Consider the following 22,058-nt stretch of genomic DNA (forward strand, 5'->3'; position numbering starts at 1 on the left):
TTCAGCAAATTTTTAAGAAAAATGAAAGAAAAGGAACAATAAAAAATGGAAAATCTCGCAAAAATGGCCGACTTTCTGGCTCAAATGCTTTATAAAGTTTTTGACTTAATTTGAAGTTTAGAAGTACCAGGAACAAATATTCAACTAATATTTCCTTTATTCTTAACACTGGCTGTAGAATTTCTTATGGCAATTATTCTTGGTTTTGGTAGTAAACAAGTTAATTTAGAAAAACAACGCCAATATGCGGTTAAAAATAAAGGGCGGTTAAGCGCGTGAGGAAAAGTTAAAAAACAAATAAAACCAATAAAAACAAAACAAGGTAACTAACAATGTTTAAACTAATTATTATTTTTATCTTAATAACTGTTCTTGAGTTATTAGCAGGTAGTCATTTTGAAACCTTAACGAACTATATTAGCGAAGGTCTTGCTAATTTCCAAAAATTTATTACTAGCAATTTAACAATTTTAGAGCTATTTAAACCAATGGCTCGGACATTTTCGCAACACCCAATTTTTACTATTCTTAGCGTCACTTGTGTACTTGTTGCTTTATTTATTGTGATTAAAGGACGATAAAAAATATGAAAGGAGAGTTAAAATTAAAAAACTTTTAGGAAAATTATTTAAAAAAGATAATTCAAAAGAAAAAATGCCATTAAAATTAAAAATTCAAAATTCTTTTAAAAACCAGTGGTTAAAAATAGTATTAAGTATCATTTTCATCTTTATAAGCTTATTAATTTGTGCATTAACAGCAATCGATACTAAATGAATAACCGGAACAAGCGATGAATTTAATAATTTTATGAATAAACAGATGGTTGATTTCTTTGGCAAGTTCAATAGCGGCATTATGCTAGCGGGAATATTTGTTTTTTGATGAGGCGGAGCAATATACTTTGCAATTAAATTTGAAAAATTAATCCGCTTTATTATTCAGAAAATTAAAGCAAAAAGAGCCTTAAAAAATGAAACTAAACAAACTCATTAATTTTTTAAAAAGATATTGGAGCAATTGATAAGTTAATGATTATAGGTTATTCCTTAGTATGAGTAACCATAACAGAAATATTAAACTGTTTAATTCGTTTTATATTAGCCAAATTGTAAAGTTAAGTGCAACTAAATTATTTTTCTAACCAAATATTCGATTGGCGAAAGATAATTTAGTATTTTTCTTGGTCTTTGGTTTAAAGACAATATAAATTTATGAACTGCATTTTTAGTAGTGTTTGAAAAATTAAATTTTTTAGGAAATTTTTCTCTAATTAAACCATTAGTATTTTCATTAGTACCTCTTTGTCAAGGTGAATATGCATCAGCAAAATAAATTTTCACATTTAAATTTTTTTCAAGTTGTTGTCAATTAGCAAATTCTTTACCCCTATCAAATGTTATAGTCTTAACAAGATTATTTGGAAGAATTGATAAATAATGACTAATATTTTTGTTAATAACTTTAGTAGTTCTATTTTCAACTAATATTGCTAAAGTAAATCTTGATGTTCTTTCAACTAAAGTTATTAAACATGATTTACTTTTACCTCGTGATGATACTACAGTATCACCTTCTCAATGGCCAAGAGTTATGCGATTATTAACATTTCGTTCTTCAATGGATTTACCATTAAATTTACCCCGATTTTCTTGAGATTTTCGTTTCTTACCTTTTCTTCTTAAATTTTTACTAGTAACCTTTTCAAGTAATCCAGAATAAATTCAATTGTAAATTGTTTTAAAACTAATAATTCATTCTTGATGAAAATTTTTAATTCTGCCATAAATTTGTTCAGGCGATCAACCTAATAATAATTTTTGTTGTACATATTTTACTAATTCTCTATTTTTAAATTTATGAAAATAAACATGTAATTGTTTTCTATTTTCTGCTTTATTTTGTGCAATTAATGAAAAATAATGATTATTATCTTTATTTCTATTAACTTCTCGATTAATAGTACTAATACTTCGATTAAGATTTTTAGCTATTTCACTAATTTTTACTTTAAATTTCAATTGATTCTCAATATAAATTCTTTCATCTATGCCAAGATGTTTGTATCCCATATAAAAACTCCTTAAATTTACTTTTTCTAAAATAAACTTAGCATCATGAAATTTTTATATGAAATCTTTTGCAATTTTATTTACTTGCACTTACAAGTATAATTCAGCATTTTATAAGGTTAAATCATATTTTGTTTAGAAAGGGGGTGATTATATGTTTAGAATTTTTCTTGATGGAGCAACAACACCACCAGTAGCAATTACTGGTGAACAAGCGGTTACTAACTTATGAAAAGCATTAATTAAAGCATTTGGTAATATTTGAACTGATATTATTGGTGGTAATATGCCAAATGTCGTTAATTTTTTTGCTACATATTGAGTTTTCTTGCTTGGCGTGATTATTGGTTTATTTTTAATCGCTTTCAAAATGTTTGAAAAATTAATGCCTGGCAGATAGTAATAAAAATAAAGAAAGTGTGATTTAAGTGGTGCCATTATTCAAAAAAATAAATTTAAGATTATATGATTTTGTCGCTTTAAATCGCACTTTATTTATTATTGCGTGATTTTATGGTGCCATTTTACATTAGACTTGGTACATAACCTTTAATTTTATCTACTATTTTGATAATTATTTTTTAGATGAAATACAAATGTTAGATAAATACAAAGATAAAAATGAATTTTATAGTTTAGTCGGCATAAAATGTTATAGTTATGTACCAAGTCTATTATTATAATCCCCAAAGTTGACGAATGTTATTTGATATTATTTATTTACTAATTGCTTTGTATATTTTATATACTAAAATTTCTCATTTCTTTGCTCGTCGTAGTTTTATTAATTTCTTATTAAATTCACCCTTAAATTTAGTAATTGGTGCCTTAGGAACTGGAAAAACTGCTTTAATGGTTTTGGCTTCTTACTTATTAAGTGGTTGAAAAACGATTTCTACTTTTCCGATTACGGATAAACAAATGCTTTCATTAGGGCATATGTCTTTATTAGATTATAATTATCCGATATTAGAAGAAAAGCATTTGCTGTTATGAGATGAAACTAACTTATTTTTAGAAGGAACTGACTATAAAGAAAATGATAGGGTAACTCAAGGTTTACAAGAATATTTCGCTTCAGCACGGCAATTTACTCATATCGTATTAGCAAGCGGACAACGAGCCGAACATATATGAGTTAAAGTTCGTGATATTGCGAATTCAATAATTGTTGGCATTAGAAAAAAACCAGTTAGTATCTTTCGTCCTTATTTACAAGTTATTTATGGTACTTTTAAATCGGTAAGCGAATACGAACAATGACGTTTAACTCTGATTAATGCTAAAAATGATAAAAAAGGTCGCAAAATCAAGTATCGTAGCATTCCGGAATTAGACATTTATTTCTTTAAATTGAAAATTCCGATGTCAATTTTAAATCTTTACGATAATAAATATTTATCATTCTTGCGTGAATTAAGTAATCGTGCTTTGAATGATAAATATCAACATAAATTTTGAAATGATAATGTAATGGATATTGAAGCATTAGAATATTTAAAAATGGAAAAATTCAGCAAGATACTTACTAAGTTAAAAAATAATCTGAAGAAGAAAAACAAGTAAAGGAGTTTAAAAAATGGAAAACTTAGAAAAAATGGCCAGCTTGATTGGCGATATGTTTTATAAAGTTTTTGATTTAATTTGAACTTTAACCATTCCTGGAACAGATATTCGCATTATTATTTTTCCGCTAATTATGCTTGTGATAAATCTTGTAATTGGTGGCATTTTAGGTATTCATATTGAACGACCAAAAGTTGGTTTTCGTAAAAAATATCGAAAATCAGTTGCTAATTGAGGAACTAAGAAAAATTCATCTAGTGGTCCAATTAAGAAATTTAGTGGTAATAGTCCTAAAAATAGACCATGAGTTAACCAACACGGACGGCGAATAAAAAGGTAGGTTTTTAAAATGTTTAAATTAATAATTTTATTTATTCTTGTTGCTGTTTTTTCTATTTTTGCTTTAAATGACTTTTTAGGTTTATGAGCCTATGTGCGTGAAGGTTTAGAATATTTTAATAAAGTTCTATCAAATAATATTAAAATTTTAGATTTGTTTAAACCAATGATAAGGTTATTTTCTCAACATCCGATTTTCCAAATTTTAGGAACGATTTGTATTTTATCAACAATATATTTAATTTTAAGGAATTAAAAAATGAAAAAATTAAAGAAAATATTAAGTATTAAATGATTTAAAAGCGTTTTAGGTTTTATGCATTTTTTTATTATATTTCATAGTGTTGTTATTATAATTTGAATATTTTTAACGGTCCTTCAAATTAAAGGGGATAAATTTTTTAAAGATTTTATACCATTAAATTTTCAAAGTGTATTTTTTAATGTTTATATTTGATTAGACTTGGTACATAACCTTTAATTTTATCTACTATTTTGATAATTATTTTTTAGATGAAATACAAATGTTAGATAAATACAAAGATAAAAATGAATTTTATAGTTTAGTCGGCATAAAATGTTATAGTTATGTACCAAGTCTATTATTAATTATTTATTTCTTAATAACTGGTATTAAGTTAATTATTAGGGGTTATTACTTTAATAAAGTTTTTAGAAAGCATCAAATGCAAGTTGCTAATTGTGAATGTCCACAACATCAACATTATAAATTTTCTGATGCTTTTGAAGCGATAAAAAAGAGTTTTAAGGCGTGATGAAATGCATAAGATTATTTCTTGATTTATTATAATGTTTATTGGTTTGGTGCCATTAGGGGCTTTCTTTGATACAAAACAACCACCAAAACCCAATATGGAACAATCCTCCTTTATGAAACGAGAAAAACGAACTGTAAACTCTAATACTTGTGATAATGTTTGTGAAGTACAATTTTCTAAAATTGGTAAAAGTGCTTGAATTAGTAGTAATTTTTTGTATAGACCTCAATATTTAGAAATTGATGCCAATGATTTAAATATTCCTAATTATCTCAATGAACAAGTATCACATAATGGTAAATTTACAATAAGAAATACCGAACAAAATAGTGTCATTGGATTTGCTTTTTATTTATTAGTTGATGTACGAAGTAATGTTTATAACCAACTTGGTGATTTTTACCGTAATAATGGTACTCGTAAATCTGCATTTTCTAAGGATTTTTATGTAATAGATACTTTGGTTGATGTTAAAATTTCTATTCATAAATTAGAAGACGGATTTTATTTAACTTCATTCTCAGCGGAAATGCCCCCTTTACCAGAAAAAGATAACGAACAACCATTGCCTACGGAAATAACTAAAAATGATGGTGAATATCAATATAATCAGTTTCAAGATAAACTTGATTATTTAATGATACAACGCCGAGATTTTGATAAATTTAATTATAGTTATTTATATTGAGTTCCAATTTTTAATTTCTTTGATGAGAATTTTAAATATATGAGTGAAATATCAATTAAATTAAATGGTTTTAAACAAAATAGTAAATTTAGTTTAAGTCGCAAAAATTCATATCCATCCGGTTTTATTGAAAAAGTTATTTTTAGGGAACTTTCCTTTTCTAGTTTTGGTGATGTTATTACTGTAAAAACTGAGCATGGTAGTATTGTGGGTGCTAATGAGTTTTTAGAAAATGGTAAATCACTTTGAAAATCTGGCTCGCGAACAAGTTTTGGAAGAGATTTTATTAATACCTTTTTTGGACAAGTTAATTATTATGGTAATACCTTCCATTTTTTACGCTATGATGATAAATTAAAAACTGATTTTAAAGATTTTATGCTTTATTACCAAAAAGATTTAACTGTTGATTTTATTAATGGTTTATTTAATAAAATTTATAAAGTTTTAGGTGAGTTTTTTGTACAATTCTTTTATGCGAGCTTTGATACAGATGCCTCTACTTATGTAGAATTAGATTACAAAGGGATGCAACAAATCCCTAAAAATGTTTTACAAATGGGTTTTTTCTATCGTTCCTTAATTACTTTTTATCCCAAACAGTATTTAATTAACTTTGGTTCAACAATCGAAAATAGTAAAAATATGATTTTTCGTTCTTATTTCTTTGTTAAAGATAAACAAATTGTCAATGGTTTTAACACTGGCAAAAGTTCTTATCAAGTAGATTTTAATGTGTTAAAAGCATATGATAACCAATTATGAAACACTACTAGTAATAAATTGTATTTTTACAATGCCAAAGTTGATGTGATGTATGGAATTAATATTTTTACGCTAACTTTTCCACTATAAAGAAAAACGAAAGTACTGAATATCATTATTCTTTATACGATTTTAACATTTTGAATTCAACAGCTTTTATTGGTGGGGGAATAAGTGGTAATATGGATGACTTAATTCCTACGCCCAACTGTTCTTATTGAGGTTTATTTAGTGCCATATCTTGTGGCATTCAGCACGCTTCTGTTAGTGTGTTAAATTGATTACTTGGTCTTTCTGGGATTAATCTTTTAATTCGCCCGCTTGCGGATATTGCCAAAACAACGATTAATTTTACGAAAACTGCTTTCCCGGTGTTTGAAGTTATTCCGGCATTTCAGATGTTATTTGAATTTGTAGTGCCCTTAGCAATTTTGCTAATGATATTAAAAAAGTTTTCTTAAATGTTTCCAATATTTTTATATAAAATATAATTCCTTTGAAAGGAGGATTTTTATTTATGTGAAAATTTTTATCAGCTTTAAATTTAGTATAGACTTGGTACATAACTATAACATTTTATGCCGACTAAACTATAAAATTCATTTTTATCTTTGTATTTATCTAACATTTGTATTTCATCTAAAAAATAATTATCAAAATAGTAGATAAAATTAAAGGTTATGTACCAAGTCTTATGTATAATGTTTGTCTCGGGATGTAGTAAAAATAGTAATGATTTAAAAACATATAAATTACAATTTTCTAAAATTGGTAAAAGTGCTTGAATTAGTAGTAATTTTTTGTATAGACCTCAATATTTAGAAATTGATGCCAATGATTTAAATATTCCTAATTATCTCAATGAACAAGTATCGCATAATGGTAAATTTACGATAAGAAATACCGAACAAAATAGTGTCATTGGATTTGCTTTTTATTTATTAGTTGATGTACGAAGTAATGTTTATAACCAACTTGGTGATTTTTACCTTAATAATAGTGCTCGTAAATCTGCATTTTCTAAGGATTTTTATGTAATAGATACTTTGGTTGATGTTAAAATTTCTATTCATAAATTAGAAGACGGATTTTATTTAACTTCATTCTCAGCGGAAATGCCTCATTAATTTAGTAATTTAATAACCATTCTTGAAAATCGTATTTTTTTAATACGGTTTTCTTAATCTTAAGGAGTTTAAAAAAATGAAATATATTATTTCCCAAACTGATTTAGCAGATTTAAAAGCAAAAGTACAAAGTTGATTAAGTGCTAATTGTCGTAATCCTTATTACTATAAAACTAAAAAACGCATTACTGCCTATTTAAATTTATGTACTTATTTCTATATTGCAGAAACTTCTTTAACAAAACTTATTAAAAAATATTTTAAGAATGCAACGAAAAGCTTTTATCGTTGGGCACAAAAAATTATGACCGCTTATTATTCTGATAATTTAGATTTGTTATTGTTTAAAACTACAAAACCACAAAATCTTAATTATCAATATAGTTTAAATTCTCGTGAAAAGGTATGTGATTTATATTTTGATTACAAAAATATCAAAGCCGGTGGAATGTGGTCTTTATTTAACAATTTAAAAATCGGTTTTCACGATGCTAAAAATTCAGAAGTTCCTAAAAATATCAAAACTTTTTATCGTTGAATTAAATCTGACCCTCGTTGAAAAGAATTAAAACAACAAATCAAACAAACAAAACGCCATTTTAAGCGGTATGAAGTCTCCGAGATTGGTCTTTTACAAATGGATGCCAAAATTATTACCACATCAAATTTTCCGGTTGATAAAAAATATTACATTTATGATTTCATTGACGAAATGACACGGATAGTATTTGGTTATGTTTATGATAGTTTAGGAACCAATAACGCAATTAATGCCGTGCAAAGAGCAATGAAAGATTTTAGTGAACTTGGCATAACAATTAAACGCCTTCGTACTGATAATGCTCCAGAATTTACTACTACCAATTGAAGTAATAAAAAAGCATACAAAGTAAAAAAAAGGCCTTTTACAACCTTTCTTTCAAAAAACGGAATTGTTCACGAGACAACGCCAATTCGTTCACCACAATCAAATGGCAAAATTGAACGATTCCATCAACATTATACCAAATTATTTTATGCTAAGGATAAAAGATTGAATCAAAACGAACTCCAACATTATTTAAACAAATATTATTACTTTTACAACTTTGAACGCCATCATTCATCATTAAACACTAAAACTCCATTTCAAACATTACAAAAACTTTTAATAAAATAATTTGTAAACTTTTAAACAAGCTGGTAGTGTTGTGTTTTATTAAACTATTTGTTGCTATAGTATGTTAAATATTTTTATTGTCTTGTAACATAGTTAAATTCTCCGCTACTTCTCATAACTATATCTAAACCAACATTACTAGGAAGAGAATTATAACAATTATTAATATTTTCAATTTTATTATTATAATCATTCCCATTGACTCTGTCATCTCTATGCATCATGGAAACAAAATTTTTTAAATATTCATTAAATTTTTTCGAACTTAAATTATCATATTTATCATATATAGTAGCTCACGATTCTTTTTTAATTTTTATAAAAAGTAATGTTTTATAATGTGTAGCTCCTCATTGATAATCAATGCCTTCTACATTTTTTACATAACCTTTATTTTGCCCACACCTTTTATCTCGTTTTAAATTTTCTAAATTATTATTTTCAATTTGTGATGAAAATGGTTTGTTGGCAATAATACCTGACATTCCACCCCCTGCTATTGTTATTGTTCCTAAAATTCCTAGAAATTTTTTCATATTAATCAAATCCCTTTCATGAATTTTTACTAATTAATGCCAAATTGTAAAGTTAAGTGCAACTAAATTATTTTTCTAACCAAATATTCGATTGGCGAAAGATAATTTAGTATTTTTCTTGGTCTTTGGTTTAAAGACAATATAAATTTATGAACTGCATTTTTAGTAGTGTTTGAAAAATTAAATTTTTTAGGAAATTTTTCTCTAATTAAACCATTAGTATTTTCATTAGTACCTCTTTGTCAAGGTGAATATGCATCAGCAAAATAAATTTTCACATTTAAATTTTTTTCAAGTTGTTGTCAATTAGCAAATTCTTTACCCCTATCAAATGTTATAGTCTTAACAAGATTATTTGGAAGAATTGATAAATAATGACTAATATTTTTGTTAATAACTTTAGTAGTTCTATTTTCAACTAATATTGCTAAAGTAAATCTTGATGTTCTTTCAACTAAAGTTATTAAACATGATTTACTTTTACCTCGTGATGATACTACAGTATCACCTTCTCAATGGCCAAGAGTTATGCGATTATTAACATTTCGTTCTTTAATGGATTTACCATTAAATTTACCCCGATTTTCTTGAGATTTTCGTTTCTTACCTTTTCTTCTTAAATTTTTACTAGTAACCTTTTCAAGTAATCCAGAATAAATTCAATTGTAAATTGTTTTAAAACTAATAATTCATTCTTGATGAAAATTTTTAATTCTGCCATAAATTTGTTCAGGCGATCAACCTAATAATAATTTTTGTTGTACATATTTTACTAATTCTCTATTTTTAAATTTATGAAAATAAACATGTAATTGTTTTCTATTTTCTGCTTTATTTTGTGCAATTAATGAAAAATAATGATTATTATCTTTATTTCTATTAACTTCTCGATTAATAGTACTAATACTTCGATTAAGATTTTTAGCTATTTCACTAATTTTTACTTTAAATTTCAATTGATTCTCAATATAAATTCTTTCATCTATGCCAAGATGTTTGTATCCCATATAAAAACTCCTTAAATTTACTTTTTCTAAAATAAACTTAGCATCATGAAATTTTTATATGAAATCTTTTGCAATTTTATTTACTTGCACTTACAAGTATAATTCAGCAATAAAATTAATAACACTTTTTCCTTTCTCCAAAAATTAATCTACAGTCTCTAGTCTCTTTGCCTTGGAATTTAATTATAAACTATTTTTGAAAATTTCTCGCATTATTTTATAATTTTTCGTCCCTTTTTTAAAAAACCGCTTGTACTTGTCATAAGTCTGTGGTATATTACAATTAATTTGTGAATTAGTATAAACTGGATATTTTGAGCATAGTTTAAGACCATTCATAACTAAATTGACATATTTTGATTCATTATTTGTTGCTAAAACATTATGGACATAATAATCAATAATTTTAGAAGTAGTATTATTTAATTCTTTTTTACCAATTGAAAAAAGAATTTCTGTAATTTTGTTTCTAATAAAAGATTTATCATTGGTATCATTGATTTGAAAATTTTTATTCAAAATAACTTTGGTTTTTGTTTCATATTTAGTTCTAATCTCTTTTAAAAAAACATTAAAATTAGAGCTCAAATTATTAAAAATAAATTCTATACTATTAAAGTGAACACCAGTACCGTCAGTTCCTACTATTTCAGCAATTTTTAAATCAGCACTTAGAATTTCATCTTTAAATGAATTAATTAATAATTCAATTTCACTTTCTTCAACAGTATCTAATAACAATTTAGTAATATTTTCATTATTTTCTTGAATAAATTTATTTACTGCACCTTCTAATAAAAAATTGTTAATGGCATTAACTTGTTGTTCTAAAGTTAATTTAAAATTTTTATGCTTATTAAGTTCAGTATTACAAAAACCTAAAAATTTAACTTTTAAAAATTCTTTATCAATATTTTTAAAAATCTTATTATTAATGAGGTTTTTAACAACTGGATTAGTCATCATTGCATTTCATATAGTTAAATTTTCTTCTTCATTAGCATTAAATTTTAACCTATTAAAATTTTGCTCTAAAAATTGAAAAAATTTTTGCTCTGCTTGAGCTATTTCTACTTGTTTTGAATTAGTTTTCTTATTATTTTTTGTAGTAAATATTTTATAAATCTCATCATTAAAATTACTACATAAACTATTTTCCCATTAGACTTGGTACATAACTATAACATTTTATGCCGACTAAACTATAAAATTCATTTTTATCTTTGTATTTATCTAACATTTGTATTTCATCTAAAAAATAATTATCAAAATAGTAGATAAAATTAAAGGTTATGTACCAAGTCTATTGTTCTTTTAATTTCTTAATATCATCAGAAGATATTTTTTGTTCTTTTAAACTTTGTTCTTTAAGGTGCCAATAACCTTTTATATTATTTTCTTTAATACAAATAATATTTCAAATTAATTTATCTTCAGTTAAAATGAAATCTTTGTCATTAAAATCAATTGGTGTATAGTTGGAAAAATTCTTTTCATTTTTACTATATTTATGATTCATTTTTTGTTGTACCATATAAATATTATCAAGACTTAAATATTTTTTAAGAATTGGTAAAACTTCGCCATTCAACAATTTGTTTTTAAATTCCTCAATTAATTCATTATTTTTAAATTTTATTAATTCTCACTCCATTAGTTTTTTTGATTGAGTTTTTAGTAAGGTTTGATTTTCCAATATGTCTGACTTTTTAATATGCGCCATTCATAAAAAATATTCATTACTATCAATGTTAAGCTTAAAATTATTTTGTAATCAAAATGTATGTGCTATTTTCATTTTTGGTAATAAATTCTCAAAATATTCATTTGACATAAAATCTGCAATCGGTATCTCTTTTAACAATGCTAATCGTAATTCTAATTCGCTATCTGCTATAATATCAATTTTAGAATCATTAACTCCATCATCTCCAGTAAATAATTCTGAGCAAGGTGTTGGAGGGATAGAACCTTCAACACTGTCATCATCAAGGTTATCATTTTCTAATATTAAATCACTATCGGTTTTTTCTGATATTTTTCATGATAATTGTTGTTTCATTATTTGAGCATCTTCTTTAAGTACTTTCATTTGTGTGGACACAGATCCGACAGCATTTTGTAGTGCCCCAATGAGTCTCGCGCGATCATCTAATATAGCTAATACTTCTTGCCTAAAAGTATCGTTTTGATTACTATTACTATTATTCATTAGACTTGGTACATAACTATAACATTTTATGCCGACTAAACTATAAAATTCATTTTTATCTTTGTATTTATCTAACATTTGTATTTCATCTAAAAAATAATTATCAAAATAGTAGATAAAATTAAAGGTTATGTACCAAGTCTATTATTGTTTTTCCTTCCATATTTATTAAGATTCATTAATCTACATTATTTAGTATTCATAAGAGCTTTCTCTTGCTTGCTGTTCTTTTTCTTGTTGTCTTTTTTCTCTTGCTTGTTTTTCCTTCGTTTGTTGTGCCAGCATTTGCTCTGCTACTTTGGCAGTTTCTGCTTCAAGTTTAAAAATTGTATTGCGATCAAAACTAGTTCCTGCTTGTGGTGCAGTTAAATTAAAATAATCTTGTTGTTCTTCTGATTTTATTACTTCGCTTATTATTTCATCAATATCTGTTAATTTCTCTTCGCTTTTTCCTAATGTTTGTTCTGCTTTTTCTTGTTGGTTTCTTTCTTTTGCTTGCTCTGCTTTTTCTTGTTGTTTTTTTTCTCTTGCTTGTTTTTCCTTCGCTTGTTGTGTTAACATTTGCTCTGCTACTTTGGCAGTTTCTGCTTCAAGATTCAAGATATTGTCTAACTGTTTTTGATTATTATCAATTTCCACTGATGAAGTGCCATCTCCTTTAAGCTTTGCTAAGCGATCTGAAAGTTCTTGATGAACGGCACCATCAGAATAATCAACAATATCACTAGCTACTAATGGTGAATCTCCATCCCTCTTAAGTTCTGCTAAGCGAGCTAACAATTCTTCGTTAGATAAATGTTTATTTGGTTCAAGACTGCTCATTTTATCGATAAGCTCTTGTTCAGTTCATACAACTTTAAAACTTTCGTCTTGAATTTGTTGCTGTTTCAACATTTGCTCTGCTCCTTTGGCAGTCTCTGCTTCAAGTCTGATGATATTTTCTAACTGTTTTTGATTTTCATCTATTGTTAATGATGTTAGTGATACCATTGATGAAACGCGCTTAATATTAAGGTTTTCCATAGTTTCTAAGATTGCTTCCTCAGTTCACACTTTGTTAGCATTATCAATTTCCCCTGATGAACTTGCATCTCCTTCAATTTTTGTTAATTGCTCGAATAATTGTTGCTCAATAATATTATTAGAGTAATCAACAATATCACTTTCTACATAATTAACTAATGGTGAATCTCCATCCTCGTTATGTTTTGCTAATCAATCTAACAATTCTTGGTTAGTTGTGATATTAGAGTAATCAACAATATTACTATCTACATAATCATTAGTTAATGATAAACTATTATGTTCTCTAAGTGCTTCCAATCTTTCTTCAATTATTTGATTATTTTTTAATATTAATGAACTATTAAATTTTCTAAGATCTTCCAATCTTTCTTCAATTGCTTGAATTTTCTTGAATTCGGATGGATTATTATATTTGCTAAGTTTTCTTAACTTATCCCTAATCATTTGATCTCTTTTTATTCCTAGTTCGCTGTTAAAGTTTCTAATTTCTTTTAACTTATCTCTGATGATTTTATCTATTACTGCTTCTGAATAATAATCTATTTCACTATGAGCGTTGTCAAAAATATTAGAGGGCTTATTAACTGTGTCATCTAGAAATAATTGCTGATTGTCAGCATAATTCCTTCTAAAATTATGAGGATTACTCTGTGAGTCATCTTTTTCAATAACACTATGTGATTTTCTTAATAAGTAACCCATTACTTCATCATTATGACTTAGTCCTGACAACCTAGAAGTTCTACTAGTTCGATGTCTATTTCCTAATGATGAACTGCTATTACCTCAGTTTATTTGTAAAATTGTTGCTAATAAACATGCTAATTCTCAAGGTGATTTAGTTGGTTTTATTTTTATCATTTGTTTATAATTTACAGCATTGGTTTCTAGTGATGAAATACTTTGAATCATTTGTTCTTGCTCGTTTTTTATATCTGCTCTTAGTTGTTCTTCTCATTTTTCAACTTCAAATAGATTTTCTGATAGTTTTTGGGTTCTTTTCATTATTATTCTCCTCTTAAATTTCTACTAGAAGATGCTATTAAAATGAATCTAATCAATTTTTTTCTAGTTAATTATTAGTTTCTTCATATATTTTGTGGTTTTCCAACAACAATTAATCATTCAAATGTTCTAATAATTAATATCAGCATGATTTTCCAATTTTATAACTTTAACTAGATAATAAAGGTTTTTCGCGTTGACTTTTTTTTCTTTTTTGTTCTTCTGCTTCTTTAGCTTGTTGTCTTTCTTCTAATTTTCTTTTTTTTGCTTCTCTTGCTTGTTGTCTTTCTTCTCTTTCTCTCTTTTGCCTTTCTAGCATTTGCTTTGCTACTTTGGCCGTCTCTGCTTCAAGTTTACGACTATTTTCTAACAGCTTTTCTTCTGCTTCTCTTCTGCTTTGTTTTTCTGCTTGCTGTTTTCTTTGTTCTTCTGCTTGCTGTTTTCTTTGTTCTTCTGCTTGCTGTTTTCTTTGTTCTTCTTGTTGCTTTTCATAATGGGCTATTTTACCTTTCTGTCGTACTTCTTCTTGTCTTTCTCTTGCTTTAGTTCTAATTCCTCGGTCTCTATCTGCTTGTAATCGTTCTAATTCTTCGTTTTCTTTTTTTAATTGTTCTGCTTCTCTTAGTCGTTCTTCTTGTTGCTTTTCATACTCTTTAACACTTGTTTTGCTTAATTTTCGTTGTTCTTCTTCTTCATCTAATCGTTTAGCAACTTCTCTTGCATTTTCTATTTCTTTTTCTAAATTTCTTTCGTCTTCATTTCCTTTGGTTTTTCTTGTCGGTTTATCACTAATATTTAATTTTTTTAATCCTTCTGTTAACTCTTCTTCCTGTCTTGCTTGATCTTCTTGTTGTCTTTTTTCTCTTGCTTGTTTTTCCTTCGCTTGTTGTGCTAGCATTTGCTCTGCTACTTTGGCCGTCTCTGCTTCAAGTTTACGACTATTTTCTAACAGCTTTTCCTCTGCTTCTCTTCTTTTTTGTTCTTCTGCTTGCTGTTTTCTTTGTTCCGCTTCTTCTTGCTGCATTATTTCATCAATATCTGCTAATCTTTGTTCTACTTCTCTTTTTGCGTTTTCTTTTGCTTCTTCTTGTCTTGCTTGATTTTCTTGTCATCTTTGATCTAATAATGCTCTTGCATGGGCGCATAAAGTTTTGTTAGGTGGGTAAAGATTTGAATAATTTTGAAAGAAAAGCAACTAAAAATTTATTACCTTTTTACTTGAAAAATAATTAATAAAACAAAATATTTAATATTAACAAACATATTCTTAATAAAAGGTTATAAAAACTAAGTAAAATGCTTATAAAAACAACATTAAAATAATTTTTTACAACAAAAATCATACATAAGAAATATATACTTAATTTGCATATTGAAATAATTTATAGTAAATGACTATTTTTTCTTTTTTGCTGAATTATACTTGTAAGTGCAAGTAAATAAAATTGCAAAAGATTTCATATAAAAATTTCATGATGCTAAGTTTATTTTAGAAAAAGTAAATTTAAGGAGTTTTTATATGGGATACAAACATCTTGGCATAGATGAAAGAATTTATATTGAGAATCAATTGAAATTTAAAGTAAAAATTAGTGAAATAGCTAAAAATCTTAATCGAAGTATTAGTACTATTAATCGAGAAGTTAATAGAAATAAAGATAATAATCATTATTTTTCATTAATTGCACAAAATAAAGCAGAAAATAGAAAACAATTACATGTTTATTTTCATAAATTTAAAAATAGAGAATTAGTAAAATATGTACAACAAAAATTATTATTAGGTTGATCGCCTGAACAAATTTATGGCAGAATTAAAAATTTTCATCAAGAATGAATTATTAGTTTTAAAACAATTTACAATTGAATTTATTCTGGATTACTTGAAAAGGTTACTAGTAAAAATTTAAGAAGAAAAGGTAAGAAACGAAAATCTCAAGAAAATCGGGGTAAATTTAATGGTAAATCCATTAAAGAACGAAATGTTAATAATCGCATAACTCTTGGCCATTGAGAAGGTGATACTGTAGTATCATCACGAGGTAAAAGTAAATCATGTTTAATAACTTTAGTTGAAAGAACATCAAGATTTACTTTAGCAATATTAGTTGAAAATAGAACTACTAAAGTTATTAACAAAAATATTAGTCATTATTTATCAATTCTTCCAAATAATCTTGTTAAGACTATAACATTTGATAGGGGTAAAGAATTTGCTAATTGACAACAACTTGAAAAAAATTTAAATGTGAAAATTTATTTTGCTGATGCATATTCACCTTGACAAAGAGGTACTAATGAAAATACTAATGGTTTAATTAGAGAAAAATTTCCTAAAAAATTTAATTTTTCAAACACTACTAAAAATGCAGTTCATAAATTTATATTGTCTTTAAACCAAAGACCAAGAAAAATACTAAATTATCTTTCGCCAATCGAATATTTGGTTAGAAAAATAATTTAGTTGCACTTAACTTTACAATTTGGCTAATATAATAATTTCATAACATTTTATTAAGTAAAGAAGAAAAATATATATCAATTACATTAATAAATTTATTAAAAAGTTGTTTAAATTCAATGTTGTTAATGACATAATGATATTTTTCTTTAAGAATTTTTCCAATAATTGATTTTTGAAAATAAGAACTTTGATGATTAATTTGTTCTCATTTTAAATAATTAACTAGTTTAATATTATCAATAGTATATTGCTCGTTAACTTTTTTAGTTATTAGTTGCACATTTTTAGTTTTTAATGTTATTAGACTATCATCATTAGGATTATTACTAATACTAAAGTCACTAACTGTTAATTTATTGCTTTCTGTAAAATCAGTGTTAGAAAAATTAAATTTATAATAATAATCATATTTTACTTCTTGCCCCATAAAATTATTACTTTGCTTTAAATTATTAATTGTTGACATGGCGAGACTAATACTAGCAGTGAGAATTATTGTTAGCAAAATTAGTAAAATCATTTGAACTTTTACTTTAAACATTGAAAAAAATGCTTGTTTATAAGTTGGAAATATTTTTTTCATTAGTTTTTGTAGCCTTTCTGCTTTAAATAACTTATTCGTCACTACTTTTTACTAATTCAAGTACATTCATTCGTTTTAATGTTTCAGTTGAAATTATATAAGTCAGTGTGTAAATAATTGTAATTGTTGCTAATGTTATTGGTAAAAGTCATCATTGGAAATATAGGAGAATAATGAATCCAGTAAAAATTCCAATAGTTCATAAGATACCTTGACAAATAAATCAAGCACTGATAAATCCAACGATAAATCCCATAATAGCGGCCGGAATAAACATTGATAAAGTTAAACTATTAATTTCACGATATTTATACCCTTGAATTTTCATAATCGCCATTAGTTTAGCAAACTGATGGACAAGAAGATTAGAAATCATTATAACAATAATTACGGATAGACTAATTGAACCTAAAATAAAGATGGCAGCAATACTAGAAGCCACTGTTGTTAAGTTTTTAATTAATTCTCGTTTTACTGTTAATAGTTCACTGTTAGTAACAGTATTAGCAACATTATCATTTAAACTAGCAATTGAATAATCACCAAGAGTTGAAGTTGTTGAATATCTACTAGTAACATCAGTTAATTCAGGATTAGATGATAACCGACCATTAAATCATAATGGTTCATTATTAAAAGGATCTTTTTTATAAATTTCACTACTTGTTGTGGCATTAAAACCAAGAATTTGATTAGCAACTCGTTGATTAATATAAACTTTTAATTCACCATAAGATTCATGAATTGCTTTAACTTGATATTTAACTTTTTGCGGTATCGGGGTATTATCAATTTTTAGAATTTTAGGTATTTCTTTATTACCAATAGTTTTACCGTCTAGTATGGCAATAAAAATATTTCATAATGGATTGTCATATGATTGATTTAAGAGATTTAGTGCTGATGTCATAAAGTTTTCATCAACAAATTTATTTTTAGTAGCAAATGGCACAAAGGCTCTAATATGTCATCATTTATTGTCGGATGATTGTTCAATAACAAATTTATTATTATTTGTTGGTATTTTTGCATTAATAATTTCTTTTAAAAATTCATCTTTAATTGCTGGGTATTTGATATTATCAATTGTGATTTCTTCTTTGGGTAATCGTAAAATTATTTCATTTAAGTTACGATAACTTTTAGCAATGTCATCATCACCAATATCGTTTTCTTTATAACCATAATGGTTAGTTCAACCATAAGGCGAGTTATTATCATTAATACTTCATTTATCTAGAGGCATATTATAGATATTTTCAGAGTTATTTTCATCACGATAAATTCAAAATGAAGTGTGAGCAGGATATCATTTATTATTAGCACTCATATATTGTAATTGTTTTTGTTGAACTTCACTTTCAAAAATACTATCAACTTTTAAATTATGTTTTATTTGCATTGCCCGATTAATAACTGCTGGAATCTTATCAAGTCATTTTTTTTCTTGGATATATTTTGAACTTTCTTTTAATGCAATCATATCACTATTTGGTTTTACTCCTAGGGTTTTAAAAGCGACATTATTTAAGTTAGCATCATAATATGTATATAATTCATCTTCTTTAGCATTATAAGGTAAAGTATTATGAGTAATTGTTAAGCGTTGTTTTCTTCCAGAAATATTAAGAAAGTCTTTAATATAAGAAGGAACAGCTGTTTCAATTGCATTCATTGTACAGGTTCTTCAGTTATCACTAGTATTTATTTCGGCATTAGTTGTTAAAATAGTGTTTACCATTGGACAAATAATTGTGGATAATAATCCTGAAAGTTTGGGATTATTATTAAAATCCTTAGAAATTTGTTCTAATCAACCTAAAGAAATTCCTCTGCCACCTGTTCAATAATAGTTATAAGCAATTTGTTTTAAAATATTATCTAAATTAATGTTTTGGGTATTATCACTAAGTTTTTTTCAAGAATTAGCAGGAGCATCTTTATAGTAATCAGCTACTGGACGAATTTCAGTAATTGGGTAATCAAGACTTTGATTTTGAGCATCAATCCCTTTTCAAGGGTATAAATTATAACGAGTTGTTGGGATATTACTAATCGGTTGTTGAAATTCAGCATTAGTTTGATATTTTAAAAGTCCATAATAAGAATCATCAAGACTGCGAACAGCAGCAGGGATCATTAAGGCAATAGCGATAGTGAATGAAGCAATAAGAATTGTTACAAACATAATAATAATTTTCTTATATGAAACTGATGCCAATGCCAAACGAAACCGAGTTTTAAAGCTTCCAAATGCAAATCATCTTTTGTGGATGCCAGAAATTGCTTTTGAAGGTTTATTATCACTGTTAGGTCGTAATAGGGTAATTGTATTTTTTGCTACTTGTTTATAAGCAGTAATTGTTACGGTAATTAAAATTACAATGATATTAATTGCCAAAGCAATTAGAAAAGGAATAATATCAAAATAAAAAATATTATTTGGGATTGTAAAGAAATTTTCAAAAATTTTCATTACGGCTATTTGTAAAATACTACCAACAATTCAACCAATGGGTACAGCAAGAATTGTTGTTATTAAGGCATAAGATCAATATGAACCAATAATTGTTTTATTTTCATAGCCTAATGCTTTCAAAACACCAATTTGTGTTGCGTTGCGTTCAACGGTTTTTCTAATAATTAATACTGTTGCAAAAACTGTTAACATTGTCATAAAAATAACAATAATAATACTAAATCAAGTATATGTTCTAGTAATTGTTGGTAACGAATTAAAGCCACGATTAATATAATTGTTGCTGTCACTATTTTCAATCGTTGAAGTTATTTTTAAATCTTCAGTAATTTTTTGAATGTCTTGGGGGTTGTTATTGTAAGCTAACATTTTTTGATAAACAGTTTCAATGCTGTTATTATTTTTTTTAAAATTATCATTAAGAAAAAGTCGAAATAATTCGAAATCATTGGCAATATGATTTCCTGTGTATGTTAAATAGACATTAGATATATCTTCAATATCACTATAACGAATGAATTCATCACGAATAAATAATTGGTGGTTAACGAATAAGACGGCTTCTTTTGCTGGATTAGGAAGAAAATTTATTGGATGAACAACAGGTAACGATGTAAAGTTATCGCCACCAATGCCAGTAATTATTAATTTATAGCTACCAATTTTAAGAGTATCACCAATTTTATAATTATATTTTTCAGCAAACTGAGGATTAATTACAATTTGATTAGCACCAGTAGGATAGGTGCCACTAATGATTTTAATATTATTTTTTTTAGCGTCATTATTAGGATTAATACTAATTACACGATAACGGATATTAGTAGCAAAATCAGAAAATAAATACTCTTGGCGTAAATTGACATTAAAGTTACTTAATAAGCCAACTAATTTATTATGGTGATTTCATATTGCTTGCGAAATATCTCAATTATTTCTTAAAGATGTTCCACCAATCGGAAGTGTTAGATATTTGGCAACATCGAGATAACTACTATCCTTATTATCATTTATGTGGTCGTTTGTTAGTTGAAAAATAATTTCATTATTATCTTTGCTAATATTCATTAAAATATTTCCTAAATCGCCTTTAAAACCTTGTTTAAAAAAAGCTTTGTTATTAAAATTTGTTGCCTGAGGAAACCTTTTTTCATAATCTTCTTTTGTTAATTGTTGAAAAATATTAATTCCGCCACCAAAAATTGGAACATTATCACTAGATAAATCAGTTTCATTATTTATATCTCTTATTCAACTGTCGCCATTACGAGCATTAACAAAGTCTCTTAAAAATATTTCTTTAAATGCTTTAACTTTGTCAAAATAATCAGCATCAGTTGTTTTTTTTGGATATTTAAGTTTATCACTATTAGCTTTATAAAGATTAAATAAATAAAAGGCAAAAATTGGGTTAATGTATTGTTCAACCAAAGTTGTATATTGTTCATATAATATTTTAAATTCGTTATTAGGAATGTCATGATATTTTTTATGTAAAATTTGACCAAAGAGTGAATTTTTAAAGGCTAAACTATTTGTATTAATTTTTTCTCATTTTAGTAAATTTTTAAAGGAAATATTTTCAATTGTGATATTATTATCACTTGCTATTTTTTCCGTAATATCTAAACTTTCTGATATTAATGGTAATAAACACCCCGTAGGGTCATTTTTATCTTTCGCAATGGTAAGTATTGGTGTACTGTTATCTTTTATACTTTTACTAGTATTAGATTCTGCTAATGAACTTTTACTAAAAGCAGTACAAATATTAAATGTTGGTGATATGCTTTGAATACTAGGACTATTTTTACTGTTAAAGCGATAACTATAATTAAATGGTGTTGTAGCACTATTCATTGCTGTTTCACCATCTAAGAGTCATCTTGTCGTAATTCAAGTTAAGGTAATTGTCGTTGATAAGATAATAGTTAATAAAATTAATGAAATAATTTGGATTTTATGTTTAAATGCTCCTCAAAAGGCTTGCTTAAATAATTTGTTTCATTTTCAATGTTTCATAAATGTATCTAACCTCAACTTAATAAATTATTATAAAAAAGATAAATATTTTTTAACATAAATAATTATATCAACTTATTTATGAACGGCAACCTTGTAAGAATATTGGTCACGTTTAGTTTTCTTAGGTATTTTTTAAAAAAGAAAAAATAGTCATTTACTATAAATTATTTCAATATGCAAATTAAGTATATATTTCTTATGTATGATTTTTGTTGTAAAAAATTAT

General features: G+C 26.1%; 22 protein-coding genes. 13 read left to right on the top strand and 9 right to left on the bottom strand.

Translation table 4 applies throughout. The features are described 5' to 3' along the window. Window positions 1-45 precede the first annotated feature (45 nt). The 3 genes from ACFEL5_RS05200 (at window position 46) to ACFEL5_RS05210 (ending at window position 996) form a co-directional block, all read left to right on the top strand. Entirely contained in the window at window positions 46-330 is a 285-nt protein-coding gene (locus ACFEL5_RS05200; RefSeq protein WP_375315151.1) for a hypothetical protein, read from the top strand. A 2-nt stretch (window positions 331-332) separates the two neighbouring features. Then, window positions 333-581, top strand: a complete 249-nt coding sequence (locus ACFEL5_RS05205; RefSeq protein WP_375315152.1) for a hypothetical protein — start codon at window positions 333-335, stop codon at window positions 579-581. 73 nt (window positions 582-654) lie between these two features. Then, window positions 655-996 carry a hypothetical protein gene (locus ACFEL5_RS05210; RefSeq protein ID WP_375315153.1) on the top strand — a complete coding sequence of 114 codons (342 nt, stop codon included), beginning with the start codon at window positions 655-657 and terminating at the stop codon, window positions 994-996. Between the two features lie 131 nt (window positions 997-1,127). On the opposite strand, the gene ACFEL5_RS05215 is transcribed toward ACFEL5_RS05210, so the two are convergent. Beyond that, the gene (locus tag ACFEL5_RS05215; RefSeq protein WP_375315065.1) at window positions 1,128-2,072 is read right to left on the bottom strand and encodes an IS30 family transposase; all 945 of its coding nucleotides are present in this window, start codon (window positions 2,070-2,072) and stop codon (window positions 1,128-1,130) included. A 154-nt stretch (window positions 2,073-2,226) separates the two neighbouring features. Between ACFEL5_RS05215 and ACFEL5_RS05220 the strand changes: the two genes are divergently transcribed. The 9 genes from ACFEL5_RS05220 to ACFEL5_RS05260 all read left to right on the top strand — a co-directional run bounded on the left by ACFEL5_RS05220 (window position 2,227) and on the right by ACFEL5_RS05260 (window position 8,495). After that, window positions 2,227-2,472, top strand: coding sequence for a hypothetical protein (locus ACFEL5_RS05220; protein ID WP_215826180.1), 246 nt, complete (start codon window positions 2,227-2,229; stop codon window positions 2,470-2,472). Between the two features lie 260 nt (window positions 2,473-2,732). Further along, a complete protein-coding gene (locus ACFEL5_RS05225; protein WP_375315154.1) occupies window positions 2,733-3,638 on the top strand; it encodes a hypothetical protein in 906 nt (301 codons plus the stop codon). 13 nt (window positions 3,639-3,651) lie between these two features. Further along, window positions 3,652-3,978 (top strand): hypothetical protein, encoded by a 327-nt coding sequence (locus ACFEL5_RS05230; RefSeq protein ID WP_375315155.1) that lies wholly within the window; start codon window positions 3,652-3,654, stop codon window positions 3,976-3,978. 9 nt (window positions 3,979-3,987) lie between these two features. After that, a complete protein-coding gene (locus tag ACFEL5_RS05235; RefSeq protein ID WP_375315156.1) occupies window positions 3,988-4,233 on the top strand; it encodes a hypothetical protein in 246 nt (81 codons plus the stop codon). A 268-nt stretch (window positions 4,234-4,501) separates the two neighbouring features. After that, window positions 4,502-4,765: a hypothetical protein gene (locus ACFEL5_RS05240; RefSeq protein WP_375315157.1), complete on the top strand. Its 264-nt coding sequence runs from the start codon at window positions 4,502-4,504 to the stop codon at window positions 4,763-4,765. A gap of 22 nt (window positions 4,766-4,787) precedes the next feature. Then, entirely contained in the window at window positions 4,788-6,299 is a 1,512-nt protein-coding gene (locus tag ACFEL5_RS05245) for a hypothetical protein (protein ID WP_375315158.1), read from the top strand. Between the two features lie 50 nt (window positions 6,300-6,349). Then, window positions 6,350-6,670 (top strand): hypothetical protein, encoded by a 321-nt coding sequence (locus ACFEL5_RS05250; RefSeq protein WP_375315159.1) that lies wholly within the window; start codon window positions 6,350-6,352, stop codon window positions 6,668-6,670. 240 nt (window positions 6,671-6,910) lie between these two features. After that, a complete protein-coding gene (locus ACFEL5_RS05255) occupies window positions 6,911-7,336 on the top strand; it encodes a hypothetical protein (RefSeq protein WP_375315160.1) in 426 nt (141 codons plus the stop codon). Window positions 7,337-7,412: 76 nt separating this feature from the next. Next, window positions 7,413-8,495 (top strand): DDE-type integrase/transposase/recombinase, encoded by a 1,083-nt coding sequence (locus ACFEL5_RS05260; RefSeq protein ID WP_375315161.1) that lies wholly within the window; start codon window positions 7,413-7,415, stop codon window positions 8,493-8,495. 74 nt (window positions 8,496-8,569) lie between these two features. Here the strand turns inward: ACFEL5_RS05260 and ACFEL5_RS05265 are convergent, their stop codons facing one another. From ACFEL5_RS05265 to ACFEL5_RS05290, 6 genes are all read right to left on the bottom strand, one after another. Further along, window positions 8,570-9,031 (bottom strand): hypothetical protein, encoded by a 462-nt coding sequence (locus tag ACFEL5_RS05265; protein ID WP_375315162.1) that lies wholly within the window; start codon window positions 9,029-9,031, stop codon window positions 8,570-8,572. Window positions 9,032-9,093: 62 nt separating this feature from the next. Beyond that, entirely contained in the window at window positions 9,094-10,038 is a 945-nt protein-coding gene (locus tag ACFEL5_RS05270; RefSeq protein WP_338966716.1) for an IS30 family transposase, read from the bottom strand. A gap of 183 nt (window positions 10,039-10,221) precedes the next feature. Then, on the bottom strand, window positions 10,222-11,001 hold the full coding sequence (locus ACFEL5_RS05275; RefSeq protein WP_375315163.1) for a hypothetical protein: 780 nt from the start codon (window positions 10,999-11,001) through the stop codon (window positions 10,222-10,224). 340 nt (window positions 11,002-11,341) lie between these two features. After that, the gene (locus tag ACFEL5_RS05280) at window positions 11,342-12,328 is read right to left on the bottom strand and encodes a hypothetical protein (protein ID WP_375315098.1); all 987 of its coding nucleotides are present in this window, start codon (window positions 12,326-12,328) and stop codon (window positions 11,342-11,344) included. Window positions 12,329-12,442: 114 nt separating this feature from the next. Beyond that, a complete protein-coding gene (locus tag ACFEL5_RS05285) occupies window positions 12,443-14,281 on the bottom strand; it encodes a hypothetical protein (RefSeq protein WP_375315097.1) in 1,839 nt (612 codons plus the stop codon). A 169-nt stretch (window positions 14,282-14,450) separates the two neighbouring features. Then, a complete protein-coding gene (locus ACFEL5_RS05290; RefSeq protein WP_375315164.1) occupies window positions 14,451-15,476 on the bottom strand; it encodes a hypothetical protein in 1,026 nt (341 codons plus the stop codon). A gap of 324 nt (window positions 15,477-15,800) precedes the next feature. On the opposite strand from ACFEL5_RS05290, the gene ACFEL5_RS05295 reads away from it, so the two are divergent. Next, entirely contained in the window at window positions 15,801-16,745 is a 945-nt protein-coding gene (locus tag ACFEL5_RS05295; RefSeq protein ID WP_338966716.1) for an IS30 family transposase, read from the top strand. Here the strand turns inward: ACFEL5_RS05295 and ACFEL5_RS05300 are convergent. Together ACFEL5_RS05300 and ACFEL5_RS05305 are read right to left on the bottom strand one after the other, a co-directional pair. Beyond that, window positions 16,729-17,265, bottom strand: coding sequence for a hypothetical protein (locus tag ACFEL5_RS05300; RefSeq protein ID WP_375315095.1), 537 nt, complete (start codon window positions 17,263-17,265; stop codon window positions 16,729-16,731). The two genes, ACFEL5_RS05295 and ACFEL5_RS05300, sit on opposite strands and share 17 nt — an antisense overlap. A gap of 94 nt (window positions 17,266-17,359) precedes the next feature. Further along, window positions 17,360-21,829 (bottom strand): ABC transporter permease, encoded by a 4,470-nt coding sequence (locus ACFEL5_RS05305; RefSeq protein ID WP_375315094.1) that lies wholly within the window; start codon window positions 21,827-21,829, stop codon window positions 17,360-17,362. Between the last annotated feature and the right edge of the window lie 229 nt (window positions 21,830-22,058).

The sequence above is a fragment of the Spiroplasma endosymbiont of Tipula paludosa genome (assembly GCF_964264785.1).
Taxonomy (GTDB): Bacteria; Bacillota_I; Bacilli_A; order Mycoplasmatales; family Nriv7; genus Nriv7.